This is a genomic window from Microbispora hainanensis (assembly GCF_006874475.1).
Taxonomy (GTDB): domain Bacteria; phylum Actinomycetota; class Actinomycetes; order Streptosporangiales; family Streptosporangiaceae; genus Microbispora; species Microbispora hainanensis.
Genome location: NZ_VIRM01000050.1, coordinates 45398 through 68492, shown reverse-complemented (window position 1 = coordinate 68492; position 23095 = coordinate 45398). Strand labels below are relative to the sequence as shown.

General features: G+C 70.3%; 23 protein-coding genes and 2 tRNA genes. 6 read left to right on the top strand and 19 right to left on the bottom strand.

Annotated features, from left to right (window positions below):
• Positions 1-283: 283 nt before the first annotated feature.
• On the top strand, positions 284-715 hold the full coding sequence (locus FLX08_RS31145) for an HNH endonuclease signature motif containing protein (RefSeq protein ID WP_142623833.1): 432 nt from the start codon (positions 284-286) through the stop codon (positions 713-715).
• A gap of 86 nt (positions 716-801) precedes the next feature.
• Here FLX08_RS31145 and FLX08_RS42510 read toward each other — a convergent pair whose 3' ends face one another.
• From FLX08_RS42510 to FLX08_RS31125, 4 genes are all read right to left on the bottom strand, one after another.
• Positions 802-927, bottom strand: coding sequence for a hypothetical protein (locus FLX08_RS42510; RefSeq protein ID WP_341874362.1), 126 nt, complete (start codon positions 925-927; stop codon positions 802-804).
• A gap of 6 nt (positions 928-933) precedes the next feature.
• The gene (locus FLX08_RS31135; RefSeq protein ID WP_142623832.1) at positions 934-1422 is read right to left on the bottom strand and encodes a nucleotidyltransferase domain-containing protein; all 489 of its coding nucleotides are present in this window, start codon (positions 1420-1422) and stop codon (positions 934-936) included.
• 59 nt (positions 1423-1481) lie between these two features.
• Positions 1482-1554: transfer RNA gene (locus FLX08_RS31130), tRNA-Ala, on the bottom strand.
• 71 nt (positions 1555-1625) lie between these two features.
• Positions 1626-2081: a rhodanese-like domain-containing protein gene (locus tag FLX08_RS31125; protein ID WP_142623831.1), complete on the bottom strand. Its 456-nt coding sequence runs from the start codon at positions 2079-2081 to the stop codon at positions 1626-1628.
• A 72-nt stretch (positions 2082-2153) separates the two neighbouring features.
• On the opposite strand from FLX08_RS31125, the gene ftrA reads away from it, so the two are divergent.
• Positions 2154-3206, top strand: coding sequence for a transcriptional regulator FtrA (gene ftrA / locus FLX08_RS31120; protein ID WP_142623830.1), 1053 nt, complete (start codon positions 2154-2156; stop codon positions 3204-3206).
• Here the strand turns inward: ftrA and FLX08_RS42505 are convergent.
• From FLX08_RS42505 to FLX08_RS31100, 4 genes are all read right to left on the bottom strand, one after another.
• Positions 3119-3550, bottom strand: a complete 432-nt coding sequence (locus FLX08_RS42505; protein ID WP_142623829.1) for an ATP-binding protein — start codon at positions 3548-3550, stop codon at positions 3119-3121. The genes ftrA and FLX08_RS42505 overlap by 88 nt on opposite strands.
• 11 nt (positions 3551-3561) lie before the next feature.
• Positions 3562-4266, bottom strand: coding sequence for a PP2C family protein-serine/threonine phosphatase (locus tag FLX08_RS43075; protein WP_142623828.1), 705 nt, complete (start codon positions 4264-4266; stop codon positions 3562-3564).
• Between the two features lie 42 nt (positions 4267-4308).
• The gene (locus tag FLX08_RS31105; protein WP_208761772.1) at positions 4309-5076 is read right to left on the bottom strand and encodes a class I SAM-dependent DNA methyltransferase; all 768 of its coding nucleotides are present in this window, start codon (positions 5074-5076) and stop codon (positions 4309-4311) included.
• Positions 5077-5195: 119 nt separating this feature from the next.
• On the bottom strand, positions 5196-5759 hold the full coding sequence (locus FLX08_RS31100; RefSeq protein ID WP_244313032.1) for a helix-turn-helix domain-containing protein: 564 nt from the start codon (positions 5757-5759) through the stop codon (positions 5196-5198).
• A 67-nt stretch (positions 5760-5826) separates the two neighbouring features.
• Here FLX08_RS31100 and FLX08_RS31095 point away from each other — a divergent pair, with 67 nt between their 5' ends.
• Both FLX08_RS31095 and FLX08_RS31090 read left to right on the top strand, forming a co-directional pair.
• Entirely contained in the window at positions 5827-6534 is a 708-nt protein-coding gene (locus FLX08_RS31095; protein WP_142623826.1) for an AzlC family ABC transporter permease, read from the top strand.
• Complete coding sequence (locus tag FLX08_RS31090; RefSeq protein WP_142623825.1) at positions 6525-6833, top strand: AzlD domain-containing protein; 309 nt, start codon at positions 6525-6527, stop codon at positions 6831-6833. Before FLX08_RS31095 ends, FLX08_RS31090 begins: the two co-directional genes overlap by 10 nt.
• Before the next feature lie 233 nt (positions 6834-7066).
• Here the strand turns inward: FLX08_RS31090 and FLX08_RS31085 are convergent.
• Positions 7067-7139: transfer RNA gene (locus FLX08_RS31085), tRNA-Ala, on the bottom strand.
• 93 nt (positions 7140-7232) lie between these two features.
• On the opposite strand from FLX08_RS31085, the gene FLX08_RS31080 reads away from it, so the two are divergent.
• Both FLX08_RS31080 and FLX08_RS31075 read left to right on the top strand, forming a co-directional pair.
• Positions 7233-8147, top strand: a complete 915-nt coding sequence (locus FLX08_RS31080) for an RNA polymerase sigma-70 factor (RefSeq protein ID WP_142623824.1) — start codon at positions 7233-7235, stop codon at positions 8145-8147.
• A complete protein-coding gene (locus FLX08_RS31075) occupies positions 8144-9304 on the top strand; it encodes an NAD(P)-binding protein (protein WP_142623823.1) in 1161 nt (386 codons plus the stop codon). The genes FLX08_RS31080 and FLX08_RS31075 overlap by 4 nt, the downstream gene beginning before the upstream one ends.
• Positions 9305-9355: 51 nt before the next feature.
• Here FLX08_RS31075 and FLX08_RS31070 read toward each other — a convergent pair whose 3' ends face one another.
• The 10 genes from FLX08_RS31070 to FLX08_RS31025 form a co-directional block, all read right to left on the bottom strand.
• Positions 9356-11551: an immunoglobulin-like domain-containing protein gene (locus FLX08_RS31070; protein WP_142623822.1), complete on the bottom strand. Its 2196-nt coding sequence runs from the start codon at positions 11549-11551 to the stop codon at positions 9356-9358.
• Positions 11551-13044: an L-arabinose isomerase gene (araA, locus tag FLX08_RS31065; protein ID WP_142623821.1), complete on the bottom strand. Its 1494-nt coding sequence runs from the start codon at positions 13042-13044 to the stop codon at positions 11551-11553. Before araA ends, FLX08_RS31070 begins: the two co-directional genes overlap by 1 nt.
• On the bottom strand, positions 13041-13700 hold the full coding sequence (locus tag FLX08_RS31060; RefSeq protein WP_142623820.1) for an L-ribulose-5-phosphate 4-epimerase: 660 nt from the start codon (positions 13698-13700) through the stop codon (positions 13041-13043). Before FLX08_RS31060 ends, araA begins: the two co-directional genes overlap by 4 nt.
• Positions 13697-15346 carry a ribulokinase gene (gene araB / locus FLX08_RS31055; RefSeq protein WP_167530633.1) on the bottom strand — a complete coding sequence of 550 codons (1650 nt, stop codon included), beginning with the start codon at positions 15344-15346 and terminating at the stop codon, positions 13697-13699. The genes FLX08_RS31060 and araB overlap by 4 nt, the downstream gene beginning before the upstream one ends.
• A 94-nt stretch (positions 15347-15440) precedes the next feature.
• Positions 15441-16700, bottom strand: a complete 1260-nt coding sequence (gene mmsB, locus FLX08_RS31050) for a multiple monosaccharide ABC transporter permease (protein WP_208761771.1) — start codon at positions 16698-16700, stop codon at positions 15441-15443.
• Complete coding sequence (mmsA, locus tag FLX08_RS31045) at positions 16697-18235, bottom strand: multiple monosaccharide ABC transporter ATP-binding protein (protein WP_142623819.1); 1539 nt, start codon at positions 18233-18235, stop codon at positions 16697-16699. The genes mmsB and mmsA overlap by 4 nt, the downstream gene beginning before the upstream one ends.
• A 50-nt stretch (positions 18236-18285) precedes the next feature.
• Positions 18286-19404 carry a multiple monosaccharide ABC transporter substrate-binding protein gene (gene chvE, locus FLX08_RS31040; protein ID WP_142623818.1) on the bottom strand — a complete coding sequence of 373 codons (1119 nt, stop codon included), beginning with the start codon at positions 19402-19404 and terminating at the stop codon, positions 18286-18288.
• A gap of 68 nt (positions 19405-19472) precedes the next feature.
• Entirely contained in the window at positions 19473-20471 is a 999-nt protein-coding gene (yjfF, locus tag FLX08_RS31035; RefSeq protein WP_244313031.1) for a galactofuranose ABC transporter, permease protein YjfF, read from the bottom strand.
• Complete coding sequence (locus FLX08_RS31030) at positions 20468-21514, bottom strand: ABC transporter permease (RefSeq protein WP_142623817.1); 1047 nt, start codon at positions 21512-21514, stop codon at positions 20468-20470. The genes yjfF and FLX08_RS31030 overlap by 4 nt, the downstream gene beginning before the upstream one ends.
• Positions 21511-23022, bottom strand: a complete 1512-nt coding sequence (locus tag FLX08_RS31025) for a sugar ABC transporter ATP-binding protein (protein ID WP_142623816.1) — start codon at positions 23020-23022, stop codon at positions 21511-21513. Before FLX08_RS31025 ends, FLX08_RS31030 begins: the two co-directional genes overlap by 4 nt.
• Positions 23023-23095: the final 73 nt, after the last annotated feature.

Below are 23095 nucleotides of genomic sequence, written 5' to 3'. Positions count from 1 at the left end.
AGCACCTTCGGACACAGCACCTTCGGACACAGCACCTTCGGACACAGCACCTTCGGACGCACAACCATCGCAGGCAGCGCCCTCGGAGGCAGCGCCTTCGGAGGCGGCGCGGCCGGATCCTCCTCCCGAGGACGCCTCCGCGCATCACACCCACGCCGGGCCTCGGCCTGCGGGGGACTGCCGGCATGGCCAGGGCACACCGGGAGCGGCTCCGGGAGCGTCGGCAGGCACGCCGCCCGGGGCGCCGCCGGGGGCGGCGTTGGGGGCGTCACTGGGACCAGCGTTGGGGGCGTCATTGGGGATGGTGCCGGGGTTGCTGCTGGCCACCGGGCAGGTGCTGCCCGTCTCCAGCGTGCACCGCCTCGCCCGCACCAGCACATTGGTGAGGATCGTCATGAACGCCGACGGACAAGTGCTCGACATGGGCCGAAAAGTCCGCCTGGCCACCCCCGCCCAACGACGGGCCGTGTTCGCCCGCTACGCCACCTGCTGGATCGACGGCTGCCCCCTGCCCGCGACCATGTGCCAGATCGACCACGCCGACAACTGGAGCAGCGGCGGGCTGACCGACCTGAAGCTGCTGGGTCCGGCCTGCCAGTTCCACAACCGGGACCGCTACCAGCACCCCGAGCGCTACACCCGCCGCAAAGAAGGCACCGACCGCTGGGCCTTCACCTACCACCGCCTCGGACGAGCCCGACGACTACACGAGTGAGGCGGGAGGCACGGAGGGTGGACGACGCGCGGGCCGACCCGGGCGGACGCGCGGATCGGCCCGGCGGCATGGCAGCCGCCGGGAAGTCAGGCGTCGAGGCAGCCCTGCACGGCCTCGGCGGGATCGACGTGGGAGACCTTCATGAACCAGCGCGGCTCGTAGGCGCCGACCGACATCAAGGCCAGGTCGATGCCCGGGTAACGCTCGCCGATCTGCGATCATCGATGGGTCGGCGGGACGTCGAAGCCGAACTTCTCTCCCAGCGCGCGAACATCCTCGCGGTCCTTGTCCTGCGGTGGGTATGCCGTCTTGAAGGCGAATATCCACTCCGGAGCGACGCAGTCCACGGCATGGCCGTTGATCGTGCCCTGTCCGGTGAGCGAGCCGTAGGGGTAGGCGATCCCGTAGACGTGGTTTCCGGCTTCGTCGTATTCGAAGACGTGCACGTCGACGCTGCGGCCCCGGCCGTCGGTCAGGACGTAGTTCCACGCGGTGTCGTCGCCGTCGCGCCTCTTCGTGTAGCCGAGACCCCGCATGTGCCCGGCGAACTCTTCTTCGTCCTTGCGGTCCACGGCCAGGTCGAGATCCGGGTGATCTCTCGTCTGCCTGCCCAGAAGGGCGTCCACGCACCAGCCGCCGTCGATCCAGATCCTCACCCCGCGCTCGGCGAGATGCTCGTAGATGCCGCAGACCGTTTCGGCGTCCATCAGAACGCCGAAAGCCGCCCTCCGGACGGAGGACGGCTCTCGAGGTTGTTCGGTCACTGTGGAGCTATGGGGATTCGAACCCCAGACCCCTTCCATGCCATGGAAGTGCGCTACCAGCTGCGCTATAGCCCCTTGCCACACCGCGTCGGCGATGCCTCGCCAGTGTATAGGACTTCCGCGGTGTGGGTGTAACCGAGAAGGTCTCAGCAGGCGCAGGCGGCTCCCACGGGGGCGGTGAGCGGGTCGGCCGCCCGGGTGCGCACCCCGGAGGGCTCCACGACCAGGAAGCCCTCACGCACCCAGTATTCGAACCCGCCGATCATCTCCTTGACCCGGTAGCCCAGCCGGGCGAACTCCAGGGCCGCGCGGGTGGCGCCGTTGCAGCCCGGCCCCCAGCAGTAGGTGACCACGGTCACGTCACGCGGGATCAGCGCGGGCGCCCGCGCGGCGATCTCGGCCGTGGGCAGGTGGACGGCCCCCTCGATGTGGCCCTGCCGCCAGCTCTCCGCACTGCGGGAGTCGACCACCACGATCGCCGGCTCTCCGGAGAGCAGGTCGGCGCGTACGTCGGACACGTCGGTCTCGAAGGTCAGGCGGGCGGAGAAGTGGGCGACGGCGGCGGCCGGCTCGGCGGCGGGCGTGTGCGTTACGGCGGACATGCGGACCAGGGTGCCCGGTCGCCCTGCCACCCCAGAAGAGGCATGAACGCCCGTTATCGCTAATATCCCGCCATGCTCCCGCTCCCTGACCGGAGCCGCACCGTCTCGGTGCTGGCCTTCGACGGCATGAGCCCCTTCGAGCTGGGCTGCGTCGTCGAGGTCTTCGGGCTGCCCCGCCCGGAGCTGGACGTCCCCTGGTACGAGCTGGCCGTATGCGCGGAAAGGCCCGGCCCGCTGCGGGCGGTCGGCGGGTTCACGATCGAGGCGGCGCACGGGCTGGACGCCTTCGCCGGGGCGCGGACCGTGATCGTGCCCGGCGTCCCGGACGTGCGAGCGGAGATCTCCCCCGCCCTCACGGCCGCCCTGCGCCGGGCGCACGACGGCGGGGCCCGGATCGTGTCGATCTGCTCGGGCGCCTTCGCCCTCGCCGCCGCCGGGCTGCTCGACGGGCGCGCCGCGACGACCCACTGGCGGTACGCCGCGCTGCTCCAGCGGCGTTTCCCCGAGGTCCGGGTGGATCCCGGGGTGCTGTACGTGGACGAGGGCGACGTGCTGACCAGCGCGGGCAGCGCGGCGGGCCTCGACCTGCTCGTCCATCTGGTGCGGCAGGACCACGGGCCGAGCGTGGCCAACGCGGTGGCCCGCAGGCTGGTGGTCCCGCCGCACCGGGAGGGCGGGCAGGCGCAGTTCGTCGAGGCGCCGGTCGCCGAGGTGGAGGCCGGCGATCCGGTGGGCAGGGCGATGGACTGGGTGCTGGCCGATCTCACCCGGCCGGTCACGGTCGCCGCGCTGGCCCGGGTCGCCGGAATGTCCGAGCGCGGCTTCATCCGGCACTTCGGCCGCCGCACCGGGACGAGTCCCCTGCGATGGGTGATCGCGCAGCGGATCGCCGCCAGCCTGCCGCTCCTGGAGACGACGGCGGCTCCTATCGAGGAGGTGGCGGCCGCCGTGGGGTTCGAGAGCCCGGTGACGTTCCGCCACCATTTCGGCCGTTCGATGCGTACGTCGCCGTCGGCGTACCGCAAGGCGTTCCGGGGTCAGGGGATCGCCAGCGAGAACCAGACCGTCTTGCCTCCGGCGACCCGGCTGGTCCCCCAGTGCTCGGCGAGCTGGTTGACCAGATAGAGCCCCCTGCCCTCCTCCTCGAGCGGGCCGGGCTCGCGCACCACCGGCAGCCGGTGGTCGTCGTCGCTGACCTCGCACAGCAGGTGATCGGTGCGCAGCAGCCTGATGGTGATGGGCCGCTGGGTGTGCTGCACGGCGTTGGTGACCAGCTCTCCGGCGAGCAGTTCGGCCACCGGGATCATCGACGTGAGACCCCACGAGCCGAGCGTGCGGCGCACCAGGCCGCGTACGCGCGACGGCGTCGTCGGCAGGGGCTCCAGCAGCCACTGGGCGACGTGCTCGCTGGGGATCCCGCGGAACCGGATGGCCAGCACGGTGACGTCGTCGGTCCTCTCGGCGGACAACACATCGTCGCTCAGCAGGTGGTGATCGTCTGCGCGGCCAGCCGCTGAGCCATCTCGTCGAGCGAGTGGAGCACCTGCTCGGCCGGCAGGTCGAGTGAGGCCAGGGTCTGCACGGCCGTGCGGAGCTGGCCCATCACGGCCGCGGCGGCCAGCCCGTGCCCCATCACGTCGCCGACGACCAGGGCGACTCTGCTGCCCGGCAGCGGGATGACGTCATACCAGTCGCCGCCCACCCGCTCCGCGGCCGGCTTGTAGCGGTAGGCGATCTCCAGCCCGGGCAGGTCGGGCGGGTCGCCCGGCCGCATGCCGCGCTGAAGGGTCTCCAGGGTCTCGTCCTGCTGACGGTCGCGCCGCCCGTGGTGGATGGCGAGCGCGGCGGGCACGGCGAGCTGCCCGGCGGCGAGCACGTGGGCCTCCCCGAAGGGCGTCCGCCGGCTGTCCCGCGCCAGCAGCGCGCAGCCGACGTGCTCGCCGTACGCCCGCAGGGGTACGGCGAGCAGGTGCCTGCCGAGCAGGACCGCCTCACGGATCTCGTCGCCTGCCCAGCGCGGCGGCAGCCGTCCGTCCGGATCGACCCGGTGCCAGACGGCGCCGTCCACGTAGACCGCGGCGGCGTCGGCCAGCTCCGGCACCACCGCCTCGCAGAGGACCCTCGTCGTCTCCTCCGGGCCCGGGCTCTCGCCCATGGCCCGGACGACCCCGCTGACGTGGCTCAATACGGCGAACGGTTCCCCGCCTCCCGACACGGGTGTGGCCGCTCAGAATTGGTCACGCCGGCAGTTGACGAAGAGCTGGATTTCCGGCGGCGCCTGAGTGGTCGCGGGAGCGTACGAAATGTGGTTCTCCGACAGCACGCTGAAACCGGCGGCTTCGACGACCTCGCGCAACTCGTCGCGCAGATATCCGGTCACGCGCACCGGAGCGCCGAGAAACTGGAAAGGCACGTCGTCGAGGTCGATTTCCACCATGCTCAGCGAGAACAGGCCGCCGGGGGCGAGCATGCCGTGGATCGTGCGGAGCGCCTGCTCGATTTCGGCCCGCGGCAGCATGAGCAGGCTGAAGAAGGCCGTGGCGGCGTCGAACACGCCGAGCGAGTCGTCGAGGTCGAGCACGTCGCGTTCGAGGAACGTCCCGGTCGGCACGTTCTTGCGCGCCAGATCCAGCATGACCGGGGAGATGTCGATCCCGGTCACCTCGCAGCCCGCCTCGGCGAACTGCTGCGCCGTGGGCGACCCGGTGCCGCAGCCGACGTCGAGGACGCGCGATCCCGGCTTGAGTTGCTTGATCATCCATTCACCGGCGGCCACCTGGCCTTCCTTGTGCGGGAAGGCCTCGTCGTACCGGCCGCCGATGCGATTGAACGCCTCGGCCTGGATGGCCCGGTACTCCTGACGCGGATTGTCCGGTCCTGATTCGATTGTCATGGTCGCCGCCGTATTGATCAGCCGTCTTTTGCCTTCTTCTAGATAGGGGACCACACCCGGACAAGTCAAGACATTGCGCGACCAAAAAGGCATTTCGGCCATCAAATGTGTCAAAGATCGTTGTCAACTTCCACCTTATTGGCAGGCGACCAGGTCGGTGCGGGTGGTCGATCTGGCCACCGGACTCAGCACGTGCTCCGTTGTGGCGAGCCGCAGGCGGCCTAGATGTGCTCCATGACGATGACCGCGGTGGTGTCGGGTTCGAGGGCCTCGAAAATATGGGGGGCGTCGCCGGGATAGGCGATGTAGTCGCCCGGCCCGAGCTCCACCGGCTCCTCCGCGGGCCCGGCCAGCGCGCGCCCGGTGCCGATCAGCAGGTGCTCGACCGTGCCGGCCATGTGCGGGTCGGAGGTGCGCGGCGGGCCCGGCTGGGCCGAGATCCGGTAGAGGTCACGCCGTGCGTTCGGCGGGCACGACGCCAGCAGGGTGGCCGCATAGCTGGCCCGCTCGGAGTAGGTCGCGGGGCCCTCCCCCGCCCGGATCACCCGTACGGCCGGACGGGGCGGGTCCACGAGGCGGCTGAACGGCACGCCGAGCGCGACCCCGAGCGCCCACAGCGTCTCCACGCTCGGGTTGCCGACGCCCGACTCCAGCTGGGAGAGCGTGGACTTGGCGATGCCCGCGCGCTTGGCCAGCTCGGTCAGCGACAGGCCGGCCCGCTCGCGCTCCCTGCGGATCGACGCGGCGATGAGCGTGATCAGGTCGAAGGACGGCCTCTCACCCACGTGTTCGCTCCACACTTTCATTTGTTCGACTGGACGAACAGCACCATTGTTGTTCACTCTACTGGACATGCATTCGCTCTGGCGAACACTCGATCGCGGCACGCTCCGCGACATCGCCCTGGTGTGCCTCGCCGACGCCATGGTGGGCGCCGCCTTCGGCGCGATCGCCGTGTCCGGCGGCCTGCCCGCGTGGGTGCCGGTCGTCATGTCCCTGCTGGTGTTCGCCGGAGGGGCGCAGTTCGCCGCGGTCGGCGTGGTGCTGTCCGGCGGCGCCCCGATCGCCGCCGTCGCGGCCGGTCTGGTGCTGAACGCGCGCCTGCTGCCGTTCGGCTTCGCGATCGGCGACGCCCTCGGCGGCCGGTGGTGGACCCGCCTCACCGGCGCGCACCTCATGACGGACGAGGCGGTGGCCTTCGTGCTGCGCGACGGCGATCCCCGGCGGCGTCACGCGGCGTTCTGGGCCTGCGGGCTCGGTCTGTATGTGAGCTGGAACGTGGCCGTCGTGCTCGGCGCGCTGGCCGGGCGCGGCATCGGCGACACCGGCGCTCTGGGGCTGGACGCGGCCTTCCCCGCGGTGCTGCTCGCCCTCGTGCTGCCCTCCCTGACGGAACGGAACGCCCGGACCGCCACCCTGCGCCGAGCCTGCCTTCTGGGTGCGGTGGTCGCGGTGGCGGCCACGCCGTTCCTGCCCGCGGGCCTGCCGGTGCTGCTCGCCCTGACCGGCCTGGTGCTCGCCATCCGGGCACCCGCCGATGCGGAGGTCTCATGCCCCTGATCGCCGTCCTCGCGCTGGCCGCCGGAACCTACGCCGTCCGCCTGGCCGGGCCGGCTCTGCGGCACCGGATCCGGCTGCCCGGCCGCCTGCGCCACCTGCTGTCCGTCGCCGCGACCGTGCTGCTCATCGCCCTGGTGGCCGCCTCGGCCCTCACCGAGGGGCACGGCTTCGCCGGATGGGCCAGGCCCGCCGGGGTGCTCGTCGCCGGGATTCTCACGCTGCGGAAGGCGCCGTTCCCCCTGATCGTCGTCCTCGCCGCCGCCACCACCGCCGTCCTCCGACTCCTCGGCGTCCCCTGACCGGCAAAGACGTCAGAAAAGAGACAGATTGGGCAGCAGCTACGTCGAGGCGACCCGCGAGTTCGGTCAGAGAGAGCTCCCGCTCCGGCTGGAGGTACAGCAGCGCGAGCAGTTCCGCCTCGTGCCGGGAGCGGAAGATCGGCAACAACGGCGGCGCTTCACTACGCGTAGATGCAAGTCGGGTCGTCGGAGACGACAAAAAGGGCGGTCGAACGACCGCCCTTGAGGTGTTGTGGAGCTATGGGGACTCGAACCCCAGACCCCTTCCATGCCATGGAAGTGCGCTACCAGCTGCGCTATAGCCCCTTGCGACGGAGTAAGTGTATAGGAGTCCGCGCGGCTGCGGTAATCGGACGAGCCGATGTCACACAACGGCGGGCATGATACGTCTGGCATGTCATGACCATTGAAGTCTTCACCGCGCACCGGAGTCTGCTCGCCGGTGTGGCCTACCGCATCCTCGGCAGCGCCGCGGACGCCGAGGACGTGGTCCAGGAGGCGTGGCTGCGCTGGGCGGAGGTGGACGCCGCGTCGGTGGCCGACCCGAAGGCCTACCTCGTACGCGTCACCACCAACCTCGCCATCGACCGGCTGCGGCGGGTGCGGGCCAGGCGGGAGGCGTACGTCGGGCCCTGGCTGCCCGAGCCGGTCCTCGGCGCGCCGGACTCCGGGGACTCCGCGGAACGCGCCGACAGCATCGAGCTGGCCCTCCTCGTCGTGCTGGAGACGCTGTCCCCGCTGGAACGGGCCGTGTTCGTCCTGAGGGAGGCGTTCGGCTTCTCCCACGGCGAGATCGCCGAGATCCTCGGCCGGGGCGAGCCCGCCGTACGGCAACTGGCCAGGCGCGCCCGCGACCACGTGCGCGAGCGCAGGCCGCGCTTCGACGTGGACCGGCGCGAGCGGCGCACGATCACCGAGCGCTTCATCGCGGCCTGCGCGGAGGGCGACATCGAGGGCCTGACCGCGCTGCTCGCCGCGGACGTCCGCATGGTCGGCGACGGCGGCGGCAAGGCGCGGGCGCCCCTGAAGGAGCTGGCCGGCGCCGTACGGGTCGCCCGCTTCCTCGTCGCGATCGCGAGCGCGGAGGGCCGCGGGCGCTTCCTGGCCTCCATCGGCGCCTCCCCGGGCGAACAGCTCGACGTGGGGATCGCCGAGGTCAACGGCGGGCCCGCGATCGTCGCCTCGCTGGACGGCCGTCCCGTCACGGTCATCTCGCTGGTGATCTCCGACGGACTGGTGGACACGGTCTATCTCATCGCCAACCCCGACAAGATGTCACGGATCGGGGCCCGGGATGCGTCCGGGAGTGCATGACAGAAACCATCACCATCGTGGGCGGCGGGCTCGCCGGCCTGACCGCCGCCATCGCCTGCGCCGAGGGCGGTGCGTCCGTCGTCCTGCACGAGGCACACCACACGCTCGGCGGGCGCGCCCGCTCCACCGCCGCGCCGTACGTCGCCAACGACGGCACCCACGCCTTCTACGCCGACGGCCTGCCCTGGCGGTGGCTGGACGAGCGGGGACTGGTCCGCCCGTACGCGACCCTGCGGCCGGGGCACCTGGCCCGGGCGCGGTTCCGGCGGGACGGGAGGCTGACCATGCGGCCCCCGGCCGGGGTGCTGCGGATGATGACCCGGCGGGTCGAGGCGCCGGTGGACGAGGACTTCGGCTCCTGGGCGACCCGGCGATTCGGCGCCGAGGCCGCGCGGGCCGCCGCCGGCATGCTGGGCATCGTCACCTACGAGCCGGACCCCGGCCGGCTGTCGGCGGCCTTCGCCTGGGAGCGGTTCCGGCGTGCGTTCGCCCCGCGCTATCCGCCCGTGCGCTATGTGATCGGCGGCTGGGGACGGGTCATCGACCGGATGGCGGCGCGGGCGCGCGACCTCGGCGTACGCATCGAGACCGGGTCGCGGCTCGACCGGCTGCCGGAGGGACGGGTGATCGTCGCCACCTCCCTCGACGCCGCCCGCGGCCTGCTGGGCGACGACTCGCTGCGCTGGGAGAGCGGCCGGGGGGTCCTGCTCGACCTCGCGGTGCGCGCCGACCCGCGCGACCTGTTCCTCGTCAGCGACCTGGACGAGGGCGGCTTCCTGGAGCGCTACACGCTGCCCGACCCGTCGCTTGCGCCCGCCGGCGAGAGCCTCGTCCAGATGGAGCTGCCGATGCGTCCCGGCGAGTCGAGGGCCGCGGCGATCGCACGGCTGGAGCGGATCGCCGACCTGGCCCTGCCGGACTGGCACGAACGGACGACCTGGCGCCGCGACGCCGTGGCCGCCGGGCGCACCGGCGCGCTCGACCTGCCCGGCACGACGTGGCGCGACCGCCCTGCGGTGCGGCGCGGCGACGGCGTGTGGCTGGCCGGCGACCAGGTCGCGGCGCCCGGCCTGCTCGGCGAGGTGTCGATCAACAGCGCACTCGCGGCGGCCGAGGCCGCGCTCGCCGCGCGGCCCCTGTCGCGGCGGGCGGCCTGACGGAATGCGAACGGGCCCTTCCCCAGGAGGGGAAGGGCCCGCGAGACCGGATCAGCCAAGATTAGAGAGCAATCGGTCATACTCGGCCTGCGTGACGCCCAGCACGGTGCCGTGCCGCGGACGGCTCGGCAGCTGGTAGTCGGCGGGGACCGTCCAGTCGCCCTTCTCGAGGTCGGTCGACTCGAACGGCACGTAGCCGCGGCCGCCGTACTCGTCGATGAACAGGTACCACCTGTCCTCGGTGTTGGACTTGAAGATGGTCGGGCCCTCGCCGCGCGACAGCGCGCCGGAGCCGATGCACTCCTTCAGGAAGTCCCAGTTCGTGCTGGTCAGCGAGGTGGACTTCTCCTCGATGATGTACTTGCTGCACGGGCTGGAGGAGGTGTTGTTCCGCTCGTCCTTCGTGAAGCGGTAGTAGGTCCCGTTGTGCTCGATCACGGTCGAGTCGATGACCGAGTAGCCCGGATCCTTCCAGATCTTCGGCTCGGAGAAGGTGTAGAAGTCGCGGGTCGTGGCGTACACCATCTTGTTGTACGTGTCGCCCGTGTGCTGCGGGTTGTCGTACAGCTTGGACGCCCAGAACACCACGTACGCGCCGAGTGTCTTGTCGTAGTACGCCTCCGGCGCCCAGGTGTTGCCGGCCTCCGGCGGGGAGACCTGGACGAGCCGCTGGTTCGTCCAGTGCACCAGGTCGGTCGACTCGGCCACCATGATCGAGCGGCTGCCGCCGCGCTGCGCGCGGTCCCAGTCGCCGTTGCCGTAGATCTTGAGGTCCGTGGCGATCATGTAGAACCGGTCGCCCTCGGGCGAGCGGATGACGAACGGGTCGCGCAGGCCCTTCTCACCGACGTCGGAGGTGACGACGGGCCGGCCGCCGTTGAGCTCCTGCCAGTGCAGCGGGTCGTTGCCCTTGCTCAGCGCGTTGTAGATCTGCTCGCCGTCGGAGTAGCCCTCACCCGTGAAGTAGGCGAACAGGTAGCCCTTGTACGGCTCCTTGGCGGGCAGCGCCGGCACCTCGGGCTTGAAGATCCGCACGGCCTGGTGCCCGCCGCGCGAGATCGTCGCCTTGAGGTTCACCTTCACGGCCTTCGCGCCCGGCCGCGGCCGGTCGACCTCGCCGGTATCGCTGAGCGTGCCCGGCTTGCTGGACCGCCAGGTGATGGTGGTGCCGTTCTCCCCGGTGGTGGGCAGCGTCAGGTTGCCGCGTACGTCGTCGATGTTGTGCACGACGAGCGCGTCGGCATCGGCCTCGACGGCCCGCTTGTCGGTGTAGATCGCCTCGACCGTGACGTCGAAGGTCCGCGTCTGCGTCGCCGTGCCCTTGGTGAGCGTGGCGGTGAGGGTGACGTGGGCGTCCGCCGCGCCCGCCGGCGGCCGGGTGACCGCGCCGGTCGTGCTGACGACGGACGGGTCGCTGGAGGCCCAGGTGATCGTGGATCCGGACGCGCCCGTGGCCGGCAGCGTCAGGTCGGACCGGACCGCGCCGGTGTCGCCGAGGTCGAGCGCCGCGGCGTCCTGCTTGACGATCTCGGCGTTGACGGGCCCCGCGAGCCGGGCGATCTCGGCCGCGCCGAGGGCCCGGTCGTAGACGCGGAAGTCCTTGACCCTGCCCTTGAGGTACTTGTCGCCGGAGTAGAGCGAACGGCCGATGTAGTTGGCCGTGGTCGTGCCGCCGCCGATCGAGCCCGGGGTGAGCGTGACGGCGGGGTTGCGGGCGACCTCGTCGCCGTTCTGGTACAGCACGCCGACGCCGCCGCCGAGGGTGTACGCGATGTGCTGCCAGCCGCCGCGCGGCAGGTTGACGCCGGCGTTGGCGTTCTGCTCCGTCGACCAGTTGCCCGAGGCGATCGACGTGCGGAAGGTGTTGCCGGTGGTGAACAGATAGCCGTTGCCGCTGGACCCGCTGGAGTTGCCGAAGCCGTAGACGAAGTACGGCGTGGCCTGCGTGGGGTCGATCCAGACGTCGAGCGCGACCGTGATCGAGGTCATGCCGCGCATGAGGTCGTCGGGCGCCTTGACGTACCCGTTCGTGCCGCCGAGCCGCAGGCCGTCGCCCCAGCTCGCGTCACCGTTGAGCGTGCCGTCCCTGCCGTTGCCGGAGGAGTCGGCCGCCACGGTGCCGGAGGTCTCGTCGAGCTTGTACCAGAGAGCGAGGCCCTCGTCCGCCGCCGACGCGGCGGACGGGACGAGTGCCCCGGCTCCGAGGGTGAGGGTGGCCAGGCCGCCCATCACGATCTTGCTGAGCATCAGAATCCTTGCGCGAGCCGATAGTAGGCCTGGTTCCACCGCAGTTCCTTGGCGAACTGGCGCGGGGTGGTGGCCTCGTCGATGACGAGCAGCTCGACGCCGAGCATGTCGGAGAAGTCGGACAGCTCCTCGGACCCGATGGCGGAGGAGAGCACCGTGTGGTGGGGGGCGCCCGCCGTGATCCACGACTCGGCGGACGTGCGCAGGTCGGGCCGGGGCCGCCACACGGCGCGGGCGACCGGCAGGGCGGGCAGCGGCTCGGGCGGGGCGACCACGTCGATCTCGTTGGCCACCAGCCGGAACCGCTCGCCCATGTCGGACAGGCCGACCACCACGGCGGGGCCGGGGGCGGCGTCGAACACCAGCCGCACCGGGTCCTCCCGCCCGCCGATGCTCAGCGGGTGGATCTCACACGAGGGGGTGTCCGACGCGATCGTCGGGCAGACCTCCAGCATGTGCGCGCCGAGGATGAGCTCCTCGCCCGGGGTGAGGTGGTAGGTGTAGTCCTCCATGAACGAGGTGCCGCCGGGCAGGCCCGCCGACATGACCTTGAGCGTGCGCAGCAGCACCGAGGTCTTCCAGTCGCCCTCGCCGCCGAAGCCGTAGCCCTCGGCCATGAGCCGCTGCACGGCCAGGCCGGGGAGCTGGCGCAGCCCGCCCAGGTCCTCGAAGTTCGTGGTGAACGCCTTGAAGCCCCCGCCCTCCAGGAAGTGCCGCAGGCCGAGCTCGATGCGGGCCGCGTAACGCAGCGACTCGTGCCGCTCCCCGCCCGCGCGCAGCTCGGGGGCCAGCCGATAGAGGTCGTCGTACTCCTTGACCAGGGCCGACACGTCGGCGTCCGCGGCGGTGTCCACGGCCTCGACCAGCTCGTTGACGCCGTAGGTGTTCACCGACACCCCGAACCGCAGCTGCGCCTCGACCTTGTCGCCCTCGGTCACGGCGACGTCGCGCATGTTGTCGCCGAAGCGCGCCAGGCGCAGCGAGCCGACCTCGGCCCGGCCCGCCGCGGCGCGGGCCCAGGTGGCGATGCGCGCCGCCACCGCGGGGTCGCTCACGTGACCCGCGACGGTCTTGCGCGGCACACCGAGGCGCGTCTGGATGTAGCCGAACTCGCGGTCGCCGTGGGCGGCCTGGTTGAGGTTCATGAAGTCCATGTCGATGGAGCTCCACGGCAGGTCCACGTTGGCCTGCGTGTGCAGATGCAGCAGCGGCTTGCGCAACGCGTCCAGCCCGGCGATCCACATCTTGGCCGGGGAGAACGTGTGCATCCACGCGATCAGGCCGATGCAGTCGTCGTCACTGTTGGCCTCAAGGCAGACGCGGCGGATGGCCGCCGCGTCGGTGAGCACCGGCCGCCACTCGAGCTCGAACGGCGCCGACTCCCCCAGGGCCTCGCCCAGCTGCTCGGCGATGCGCTGGGACTGCTCGGCCACCTGCCGCAGCGTGTCCTCGCCGTACAGGCCCTGGCTACCGGTCAGGAACCAAAGCTTCACAGGTGACTCCTCTGTCCATAGACGTTCTGATAGCGGTCGTACAAGCGGTCGATGTCACCCTGGGCGATGGGCAGGGGTTCGCCGAGCTGCCGGGAGACGTGCACGGTGCGGGCGACGTCCTCGCACATCACGGCGGCCTTGACGGCCGCCTTCGGCGACCCGCCGATGGTGAACACGCCGTGGTTCTGCATCAGCACGGCGGGGGAACGGTGCCCGGTCAGGGTCGCGACGATCCCCTTGCCGATGTCGTCGTTGCCGATGAGCGCGAACGGCCCGACGGGGATCTCGCCGCCGAACTCGTCGGCCATCGCGGTGAGCACGCACGGGATCGCCTCGCCGCGGGCCGCCCACGCCGAGGCGTACGTGGAGTGGGTGTGCACGACCCCGTTGACCTCCGGCATGTGCCGGTAGACGTAGGCGTGCGCGGCCGTGTCGCTGGACGGGGCGAGGTCTCCCTCGACGAGGTTGCCGTCGAGGTCGCAGACCACGATCGACTCGGGGGTCAGGTCGTCGTACGACACCCCGCTGGGCTTGATGACGAACAGGTCCTCGCCCGGCACCCGGCCCGACACGTTGCCGGCCGTCCAGGCGACGAGGTTGTATCGCACCAGTTCGGCGTGGAGCCGGCAGACTTCCCTGCGGAGTTCGTCGATCATGCGCTGGCCTCGTTCCTGATCGCGCGGAGCCGGTGGAGCATCTCGCCGTCCGCGAAGTGGTCGTGCAACCTGCGATATTCGGCGTACAGCCGGTCGTAGGCGTCGGCCCGCCCGGCGTCGGGCACGTACGCCGCCGCCTCGCGCTTGCCCATCGCCGCCGCGGCGGCGGTGATGTCGGGGTAGGCGCCCGCGGCGACGGCGGCGTGGACGGCCGAGCCGAGGGCCGGCCCCTGGTCGGAGCCGATCACCGACAGCGGGCGGCGCAGCACGTCGGCGTACGTCTGCATGAGGAAGCGGTTCTTGAGCAGACCGCCGGCGACCACGAACTCCTCGACCGGCACCCCGGCCGCCTCGAACGTCTCCACGATCGTGCGGGCGCCGAACGCCGTGGCCTCGATGAGCGCGCGGTAGACGTCCTCGGGACGGGTGGCGAGCGTCTGCCCGACGATGACACCGGACAAGGTGTGGTCGACCAGGATCGAGCGGTTGCCGCCGTGCCAGTCGAGCGCGACCAGCCCGTGCTGCCCCACGCGCTGCTCGGCCGCGAGCGAGGTCAGATATTCGTGCAGGCCGACCCCCGCCTCCGCCGCCCGCTCGGCGTACGCGGCGGGCACGCAGTTGTCCACGAACCAGCCGAAGATGTCGCCCACGGCGGACTGGCCGGCCTCGTAGCCCCACAGTCCGGGGACGATGCCGTCGCGCACCACGCCGCACATGCCGGGGACCTCGGCGAGCTGGTCGGAGCACATGACGTGGCAGGTGGAGGTGCCCATGATGGCCACCATCTGCCCGGGCCGCACGGCGTCGGCCGCGGCGGCGGTGACGTGGGCGTCGACGTTGCCGACCGCGACCGCGATGCCCTCGGGCAGTCCCGTCCACTCGGCGGCCCGCGCGGTCAGGCGACCGGCGAGCCCGCCGAGCGGCGCGAGCTCCTGGCCGAGCTTCCGGGTGAACCCGGAGAAGGCGGGGTTCAGCGCGGTCAGGAAGTCCTCGGACGGATAGGCGCCGTCCTGGAAGACGGCCTTGTATCCGGCGGTGCAGACGTTGCGGGTCTCCACGCCGGTGAGCTGCCAGATGATCCAGTCGGCGGCCTCGATCCAGCGGTCGGCCCGGTCGTACATCTCCGGGTCCTCCTCCAGCAGCTGCAGGCCCTTGGCGAAGGCCCACTCGGAGGAGATCTTGCCGCCATACCGCGGCAGCCACGCCTCGCCGCGCTCGGCGGCCAGCGCGTTGATCCGGTCGGCGTGCGGCTGGGCCGCGTGGTGCTTCCAGAGCTTCGGCCAGGCGTGCGGCCGCTCGGGGAACTCCTCGCACAGCGGCCGGCCGTCGGCCGTGGCGGGCAGGATGGTGCAGGCCGTGAAGTCGGTGCCGATGCCGACGACCTGCTGCGCGGGGACCTGCGCGTCGGCCAGGGCCTTCGGCACGGCGTTGCGCAGCACGTCGATCCAGTCGGCCGGCGACTGGAGGGCCCAGTCAGGAGCGAGGCGGACCCCGGAGCCGGGCAGCGCGTCCTCGATCACGCGGTGGGCGTACTCGTGCACGGCGCTGCCCAGCTCCGCGCCGTCGCTCACCCGCACCACCACGGCGCGGCCGGACAACGTGCCGTAGTCCACACCGACCACGTAGCGGTCATTGTTAACGCTCACACTCAACCTCCACAAGCTGTCGTGCCGGCCGGGGCGGGGGCCGCCGGCCGGCGGTGCGGCCGGTGGCCCGGGTTCCTGTCGATGTCTGCGGCCATCAGCGTGCGGTGCCTGCCCTGCGCTTGGTCCACACGTCGAACGCCACCGCGGCGAGCAGCACGGCGCCCTTGACGAGCATCACCCGCTCACTGGGCGAGCCGATCAGCGACATGCCGTTGTTGATCACCGCCATGATCAGGCCGCCGGTGATCGCGCCGACGACCTTGCCCACGCCGCCCTGGACGGCCGCGCCGCCGATGAAGGCCGCGGCGATCGCGTCCAGCTCGAAGCTGTTGCCCGCGGTGGGACCCGCCTGGTTGAGCCGGCCGGCGAAGATGACGCCGGCGATCGCGGACAGCACCCCCATGTTGACGAAGATCCAGAAGACGACCGACTTGACCTTGACGCCGGACATCACGGCCGCCTGGAGGTTTCCGCCGATCGCGTAGATCTGCCGTCCGAAGACGGTGCGGTTGGCCATCAGCGAGTACCCCAGCACGAGCACCGCCAGCAGCACGAGCACCCACGGCAGGTTCTTGAAGCGGGCGAGCTGCACGACGAGGAAGAGGATCAGCGCGGCTCCGGCCGCCATCTTCAGCGCGAACAGCGCCAGGGAGTCGACCGCCTGGCCATACCCCTTGCGCGCGCTGCGGCTGCGCCACTGCGCGAGGACCATGCCGGCGATCGCGACGATGCCGATCAGCAGGCTGAACAGGTCGGCGCCCCCGAGCGGGCCGAGGCCGATGTTGCCCAGCCAGCCGTTGGTGAAGCCGTTGGCCAGTGTGCGGACCTGGTCGGGGAACGGGCCGATGCCCTGGTTGCCCAGGACGGTCAGGGTCAGCGCCCGGAAGAGCAGCATGCCGGCCAGCGTGACGATGAACGCGGGGATGCCGAAGTAGGCGATCCAATACCCCTGCCAGGCCCCGATCAGCGCGCCGGCCACCAGCGTGATCAGCAGGGCCAGCGGCCAGGGCACGCCCATGTTCACCATGAGCACAGCCGCCAGCGCGCCGGTGACCGCGACCACCGAGCCGACCGACAGGTCGATGTGCCCCGCGATGATGATCAGGATCATCCCGATCGCGAGGATCAGGATGTAGGAGTTCTGGACGATGATGTTGGAGATGTTCTGCGGCTGCAGCAGCGCGCCGTCGGTGAGCACCGAGAACAACGCGATGATCAGCGCGAACGCGATGTAGATACCGCTGGAGCGCAGGTTGAGCGACAGCCCGCCGAGCGACACCCGGCCCGGCCGCCCCGGCGCTCCCCCGCCGTTCTTGGCGCCGACCTCGATGTCGGCGGGCGTGATGCTGCTCATGCGAGCGACTCCTGTCCCTTGGTCATGAGATACATGAGGCGTTCCTGCGTGGCCTCCTCGCGCGGCACCTCGCCGGTGACGCGCCCCTCCGAGAGCGTGTAGATGCGGTCGCAGAGACCGAGCAGCTCGGGCAGCTCAGACGAGATCACCAGCACGGCCTTGCCCTGCTCCGCCAGACGGTTGATGATCATGTATATCTCGTACTTGGCGCCGACGTCGATGCCCCGGGTCGGCTCGTCGAGGATCAGCACGTCCGGCTCGGTCAGGATCCACTTGGAGAGCACGACCTTCTGCTGGTTGCCGCCGCTCAGCTTGCCGACGACGCTGTCGACGTCCGGCGCCTTGATGTTCATGCTTGCGCGGAACTGCTGGGCGACGCGGTACTCCTCGTACTCGTTGACCCAGCCGCGCCTCGACAGTCCCTTCAACCAGGCCGCGCTGATGTTGCGCTTGATGTCCTCGATGAGGTTGAGGCCATACCGCTTGCGGTCCTCGGTGGCGTAGGCGACGCCGTGCCTGATCGCGTCCTGCACGGTGCGGATCTCGATCGGCCTGCCGTCCTTGAAGATCCTGCCGGAGATGTGCACGCCGTACGTCCGCCCGAACACGCTCATCGCCAGCTCGGTGCGGCCGGCGCCCATCAGCCCGGCCAGGCCCACGATCTCGCCCCGCCGCAGCGTGAGGGAGGCCCCGTCGACCACCTTCCTGCCGGGCTGGCTGGGGCTGTAGACCGTCCAGTCCTCGATGCGGAACGCCTCCTCGCCGATCGCCGGCGTGCGCGGCGGGAAGCGGTTGTCGAGGGCGCGGCCGACCATCCCGGAGATGATGCGGTCCTCGCTCACGTCGCCGGCGGCCATGTCGAGTGTTTCGATCGTGCGCCCGTCCCGGAGAATCGTGACGGAGTCGGCGATCGCGATCACCTCGTTGAGCTTGTGGGAGATGATCACGCAGGTGATGCCCTCGTCCCTGAGCCCGCGCAGCAGGTCGAGCAGGTGGGCCGAGTCCTCGTCGTTGAGCGCCGCGGTCGGCTCGTCGAGGATGAGGAGCTTCACCTCCTTCGACAGCGCCTTGGCGATCTCCACGAGCTGCTGCTTGCCGACGCCGATGTCGGAGACGGTCGTGGTCGGGTTCTCGCGCAGGCCGACCCGCTTCAGCAGCTCGCCGGCCTCGTAGTTGGTGCGGTTCCAGTCGATGACGCCACGTGTGGCCCGCTCGTTGCCGAGGTAGATGTTCTCCGCGATCGACAGCTGCGGGCACAGCGCCAGTTCCTGGTGGATGATGACGATGCCGGCGTGCTCGCTGTCGCGGATGCCGCCGAACTCGCAGCGTCTGCCCTCGAAGGTGATCTCGCCGTCGTACTGGCCGTGGGGATAGACCCCGGACAGCACCTTCATCAGCGTCGACTTGCCGGCGCCGTTCTCGCCGCAGATCGCGTGGATCTCGCCCCGCCGCACCGCCAGGTTGACGTCCTGCAGCGCCTTCACCCCGGGAAACGTCTTGGTGATCCCGCTCATCCGCAAGATGTGCTCGGTCATGTGCCCCCCGCTCAGGGAGGGCCCGGGGACTGCTCCCCGGGCCCGGATCCCTACTTGAGCTGGTCCTCTGTGTAGTAGCCGCTGCCGATGATGACGTCCTTGTAGTTGTCCTTGTCGACGACCACCGGGTCCAGCAGGTACGACGGAACGACCTTGTTGCCGTTGTTGTAGTCCGTGGTGTTGTTCACCTCGGGCTGCTGGCCCTTCAGCACCGCGTCGGCCATCTTCACGGTCTGCTCCGCGAGCTTGCGGGTGTCCTTGAAGATGGTGGAGTACTGCTCACCGGCGATGATCGACTTGACCGAGGCCAGCTCGGCGTCCTGGCCGGTCACGACCGGGTACGGCTGGCCGCTGGTGCCGTAGCCGGAGCTCTTGAGCGCCGACAGGATGCCGATCGACAGACCGTCGTACGGCGAGAGCACGCCGTCGACCTTGGTGTCACCGGTGTAGGTCTTGGTGAGGATGTCCTCCATGCGCTTCTGCGCCGTGGCGGGGTCCCACCGCAGGATGGCGGCCTGCTTGAAGTCGGTCTGGCCGCTCTTGACCTTCAGCGTGCCGTCGTCGATCTTCGGCTGGAGCACCGACATCGCGCCGTTCCAGAAGAAGGTGGCGTTGTTGTCGTCGGGCGAGCCGCCGAACAGCTCGACGTTGAACGGGCCCTTCTTGCCGCCGTCGACGCCGAGGCCCTTCAGCAGCGAGGACGCCTGCTGCACGCCGACCTTGAAGTTGTCGAAGGTGGCGTAGTAGTCGACGTTCGGGCTGTTGCGGATGAGCCGGTCGTAGGCGATGACCGGGATCTTGTTGTCCGCGGCCTCCTGCAGCTGCGAGGTGAGCGCGGTGCCGTCGATCGAGGCGATGATCAGGAGCTTGGCGCCCTTGGTGATCTGGTTCTCGATCTGGTTGACCTGGGTCGGGATGTCGTTCTCGGCATACTGGAGGTCCACCTGGTAGCCGAGGGCCTCAAGCTGCTGCTTGACGTTGTCGCCGTCGTGGATCCAGCGCTCCGACGACTTCGTCGGCATGGTGACGCCGATCAGGGCCCCGGCGTTGCCGGCCCCGGAGGACGCGGACGCCTCCGTGTCCACCGTCTTCTGGCTGGAGCCGCAGGCGGTCATGGTCGCGGCGAGCGCGATGGCCGACACCACGCCCCCGATTCGTAGCAACCTCATGTACATCTCCTTGGGGGTCGCCGCACAACGCTGTGCGGCCGATGGAAGGGACGGGATGTTTCCGCACATCAAGGTGATCTGCGGCGCGAGCCACCGGAGAACACGCGCTGCAGGAGGATGAAGACGAAGAGCAGCAGACCAATGAAGATCTTGGTCCACCAGGAACTGAGCGTGCCCTCGAAGCTGATGATCGTCTGGATCAGTCCCAGCACGAGCACGCCGAGCACGGTGCCGAACAGGAAGCCGCTCCCGCCGGTCAGCAGGGTGCCGCCGATCACGACCGCGGCGATCGCGTCCAGCTCCATGCCCACGGCGCTCAGTCCGTAGCCCGACAGGGAGTAGAAGGCGAACAGCAGGCCGCCGAGCGCCGAGCAGAACCCGCTGATCGTGTAGACCGCGATCTTCGTACGGGCCACCGGCAGGCCCATGAGCAGCGCCGACTGCTCGCTGCCGCCGGTCGCGTAGACGTTGCGGCCGAGCCGCGTGTAGTGCAGCGCGTACGCCGCGATCAGCACGACCACCACCGCGATCACCGCGCTCGGGGAGACCGACAGGTCGCCGCCGAGGTTGATCCGCGACTGGGCGATGTCGGTGAACGTCGGGTTGTCGATCGGGATCGACTCGGTGCTGATCGTGTAGCACAGGCCGCGGGCGAGGAACATCCCGGCCAGCGTGACGATGAACGGCTGGATCTCGAAATAGTGGATGATCGCGCCCATCGCCAGGCCCAGCACCGCGCCGATCACCAGCACCAAGACCATGACCGCGTACGCCGGCCAGCCGTCCTTCAGCAGGCTCGCGCTCAGCATCGTGGCCAGCGCGACCACCGAGCCGACCGACAGGTCGATGCCGCCGGTGAGGATCACGAACGTCATGCCGACCGCGACGACCAGCAGGAACGCGTTGTCGATGAAGACGTTGAGGATGATCTGCCCGGTGGCGAAGTTCTCGTAGCGGATGCCGCCCGCCACGAACATGGCCACGAACAGGCCCGCGGTCACCAGGACCGGGATGTACTTCTGCGGAATCGCACGGCGGCGGTCCAGCAGACCGGTGATGCCCGTCACGCCGTGACCCTCACCTTCTCTTCGGGCGCCGGGGACGCCGTGACCGGGCGCCTGCGGCGGTGGAACACCTTCGTGCGGAAGGCCGGGGACTGGATCAGGCAGACGATCGTCACCACGAGCGCCTTGAACAGCAGCGTCGTCTCCGGCGGGACGCCGATCGAGTAGATGGTGGTGGTGAGCGTCTGGATGATGAGGGCGCCGAGCACCGTGCCGCTGAGCGAGAACCGGCCGCCGGACAGCGGGGTGCCGCCGATGACGACGGCGAGGATCGCGTCCAGCTCGATCCACAGACCGGCGTTGTTGCCATCGGCGCTGGAGACGTTCGAGCTGATCATCAGGCCCGCGATGCCGGCGCACAGCCCGCAGAACGCGTACACCGTCATGAGCACGCCGCGGGCGCTGATGCCGGCCAGGCGGCTCGCCTCGGCGTTGCCGCCGACCGACTCGATGAGCAGGCCGAGCGCCAGGCGCCGGGTGAGGAACGCGGTGAGCGCGAGCACGACCGCGACGACGATGATCCCGAACGGCAGCGTGAGCCAGTAGCCGCCGCCGATCAGCTTGTACGGCGAGCTGTTGACGGTGGTGATCTGCCCGTCCGTGATGAGCTGGGCCAGGCCGCGCCCGGCGACCATCAGGATCAGCGTCGCGATGATCGGCTGGATGCCGATGCCGGCGACCAGGAAGCCGTTCCACGCGCCGAGGACCACCGACAGCACCAGCGCGAGGCCCACGGCGCCGAGCACGCCGCCCACGGAGTTCTGATCGGACAGGTCGCTGATGCGCAGGCAGGCCAGCGCGCCGGCGATCGCCACGACCGAGCCGACCGACAGATCGATGCCGCTGGTGGCGATGACCAGCGTCATGCCGAGCGACACCAGGATCAGCGGTGCGCCGAACCGGACGATGTCGATCACGCTGCCGTAGAGGTGCCCCTCCTTCATCTCGATCTTGAAGAAGTTGTCCGTGAAGAAGAGGTTCAGCGCCAGCAGCGCGACCAGGATGACCAGGGGCCAGAACAGGCGGTGCTTGAGGATCCGGCTCATGATCGGGCTCCGCTCGCGATCGTCTCCGTCAGAGTGTCGGTGGTCAGGCCCTCGTCGTTGTCCAGCTCGGCGACCAGCCGGCGGTCGCGCAGCACGCCGACCCTGTGGCTGAGCCGCAGCACCTCCTCAAGCTCGGCGGAGATGAACAGCACCGCCATCCCGCCGTCCGACAGCTCGGCGACCAGGCGCTGGATCTCGGCCTTGGCGCCGACGTCGATGCCGCGGGTGGGCTCGTCGAGGATGAGCAGGCGGGGCTCCAGGATGAGCCAGCGGGCCAGCAGCACCTTCTGCTGGTTGCCGCCGCTGAGGTTCTTGATGAGCTGGTCGGGGTTGGCCGGGCGGATGTTCAGCGCGGCGATGTACTTGTCGACCAGCTCGTCCTGCCTGCGCCGCGGGATCGGCCGGGTCCAGCCGCGGGAGGCCTGCAGGGCGAGAACGAGGTTCTCCCGGACCGTCAGGTCGGGGATCAGTCCCTCCGCCCGCCGGTTCTCCGAGCAGAAGGCCAGCTTCCGGGAGACCGCGGATCGCGGCGTACGCAGGTTGACCGGCTCGCCGCCGATCTTCAGTGATCCGGTGCCGGCGTGGTCGGCCCCGAACAGCAGCCGGGCGATCTCCGTACGGCCCGAGCCGAGCAACCCCGCCAGGCCGACGACCTCGCCCTCGCGGATGGTCAGCGTGAACGGCTGGATGGCGCCGGTGCGGCCCAGCTTCTCCGCCTCGATCAGCGGGGCGCCCTCGCTGGCCGGCGGGCGCTCCTCCAGCTTCTCCAGGTCGGCCAGCTCCCGGCCGATCATCTTGCCGATCAGCTCGACCTGGCTGAGCTCGCTGGTGAGGTACTCCCCCACGAGCGTCCCGTTGCGCAGCACCGTCATCCGGTCGGAGATCTCGTAGATCTGGTCGAGGAAGTGCGAGACGAACAGGATCGCGATGCCCTGCTCCTTGAGCCTGCGCATCACCCGGAAGAGCTGGGCGACCTCGCCCGCGTCGAGGCTGGACGTGGGCTCGTCGAGGATGAGCACCTTCGCGTCGATGTCGACGGCCCGCGCGATCGCGACCATCTGCTGGATCGCCAGCGAGTAGGACGACAGGGGCGCCGACACGTCGAGATCGAGGTCGAGCCGGGCGAGGATCTCCTCGGCCCGGCGGCGCATCGCCTTCCACTGGATGCGGCCGAACCGGCGGGGCTCACGGCCGATGAAGATGTTCTCCGCCACCGACAGGTTCGCGCAGAGGTTGACCTCCTGATAGACGGTGCTGATGCCCGCCTGCTGCGCGGCGAGGGGGCTGGAGAAGGCGACCCGCCTGCCCTCGAGCTCGATCTCGCCCGCGTCGATGTCGTAGACGCCGGTCAGCACCTTGATCAAGGTGGACTTGCCGGCGCCGTTCTCTCCCATCAGCGCGTGGACTTCGCCCGGAAGCAGCCGGAAGTCGACGCCGTCCAGTGCCTTCACGCCGGGGAACTGCTTGCCGATCCCGCTCATCCGCAGGATCGGCGCGGGTGCGGCCATGCGGCGCCCCTTCCTGTGTCTCCGGATCGCTCGATCCCTGTCTCCCGCTCACCATCGGAGCGCTCACTTCCGC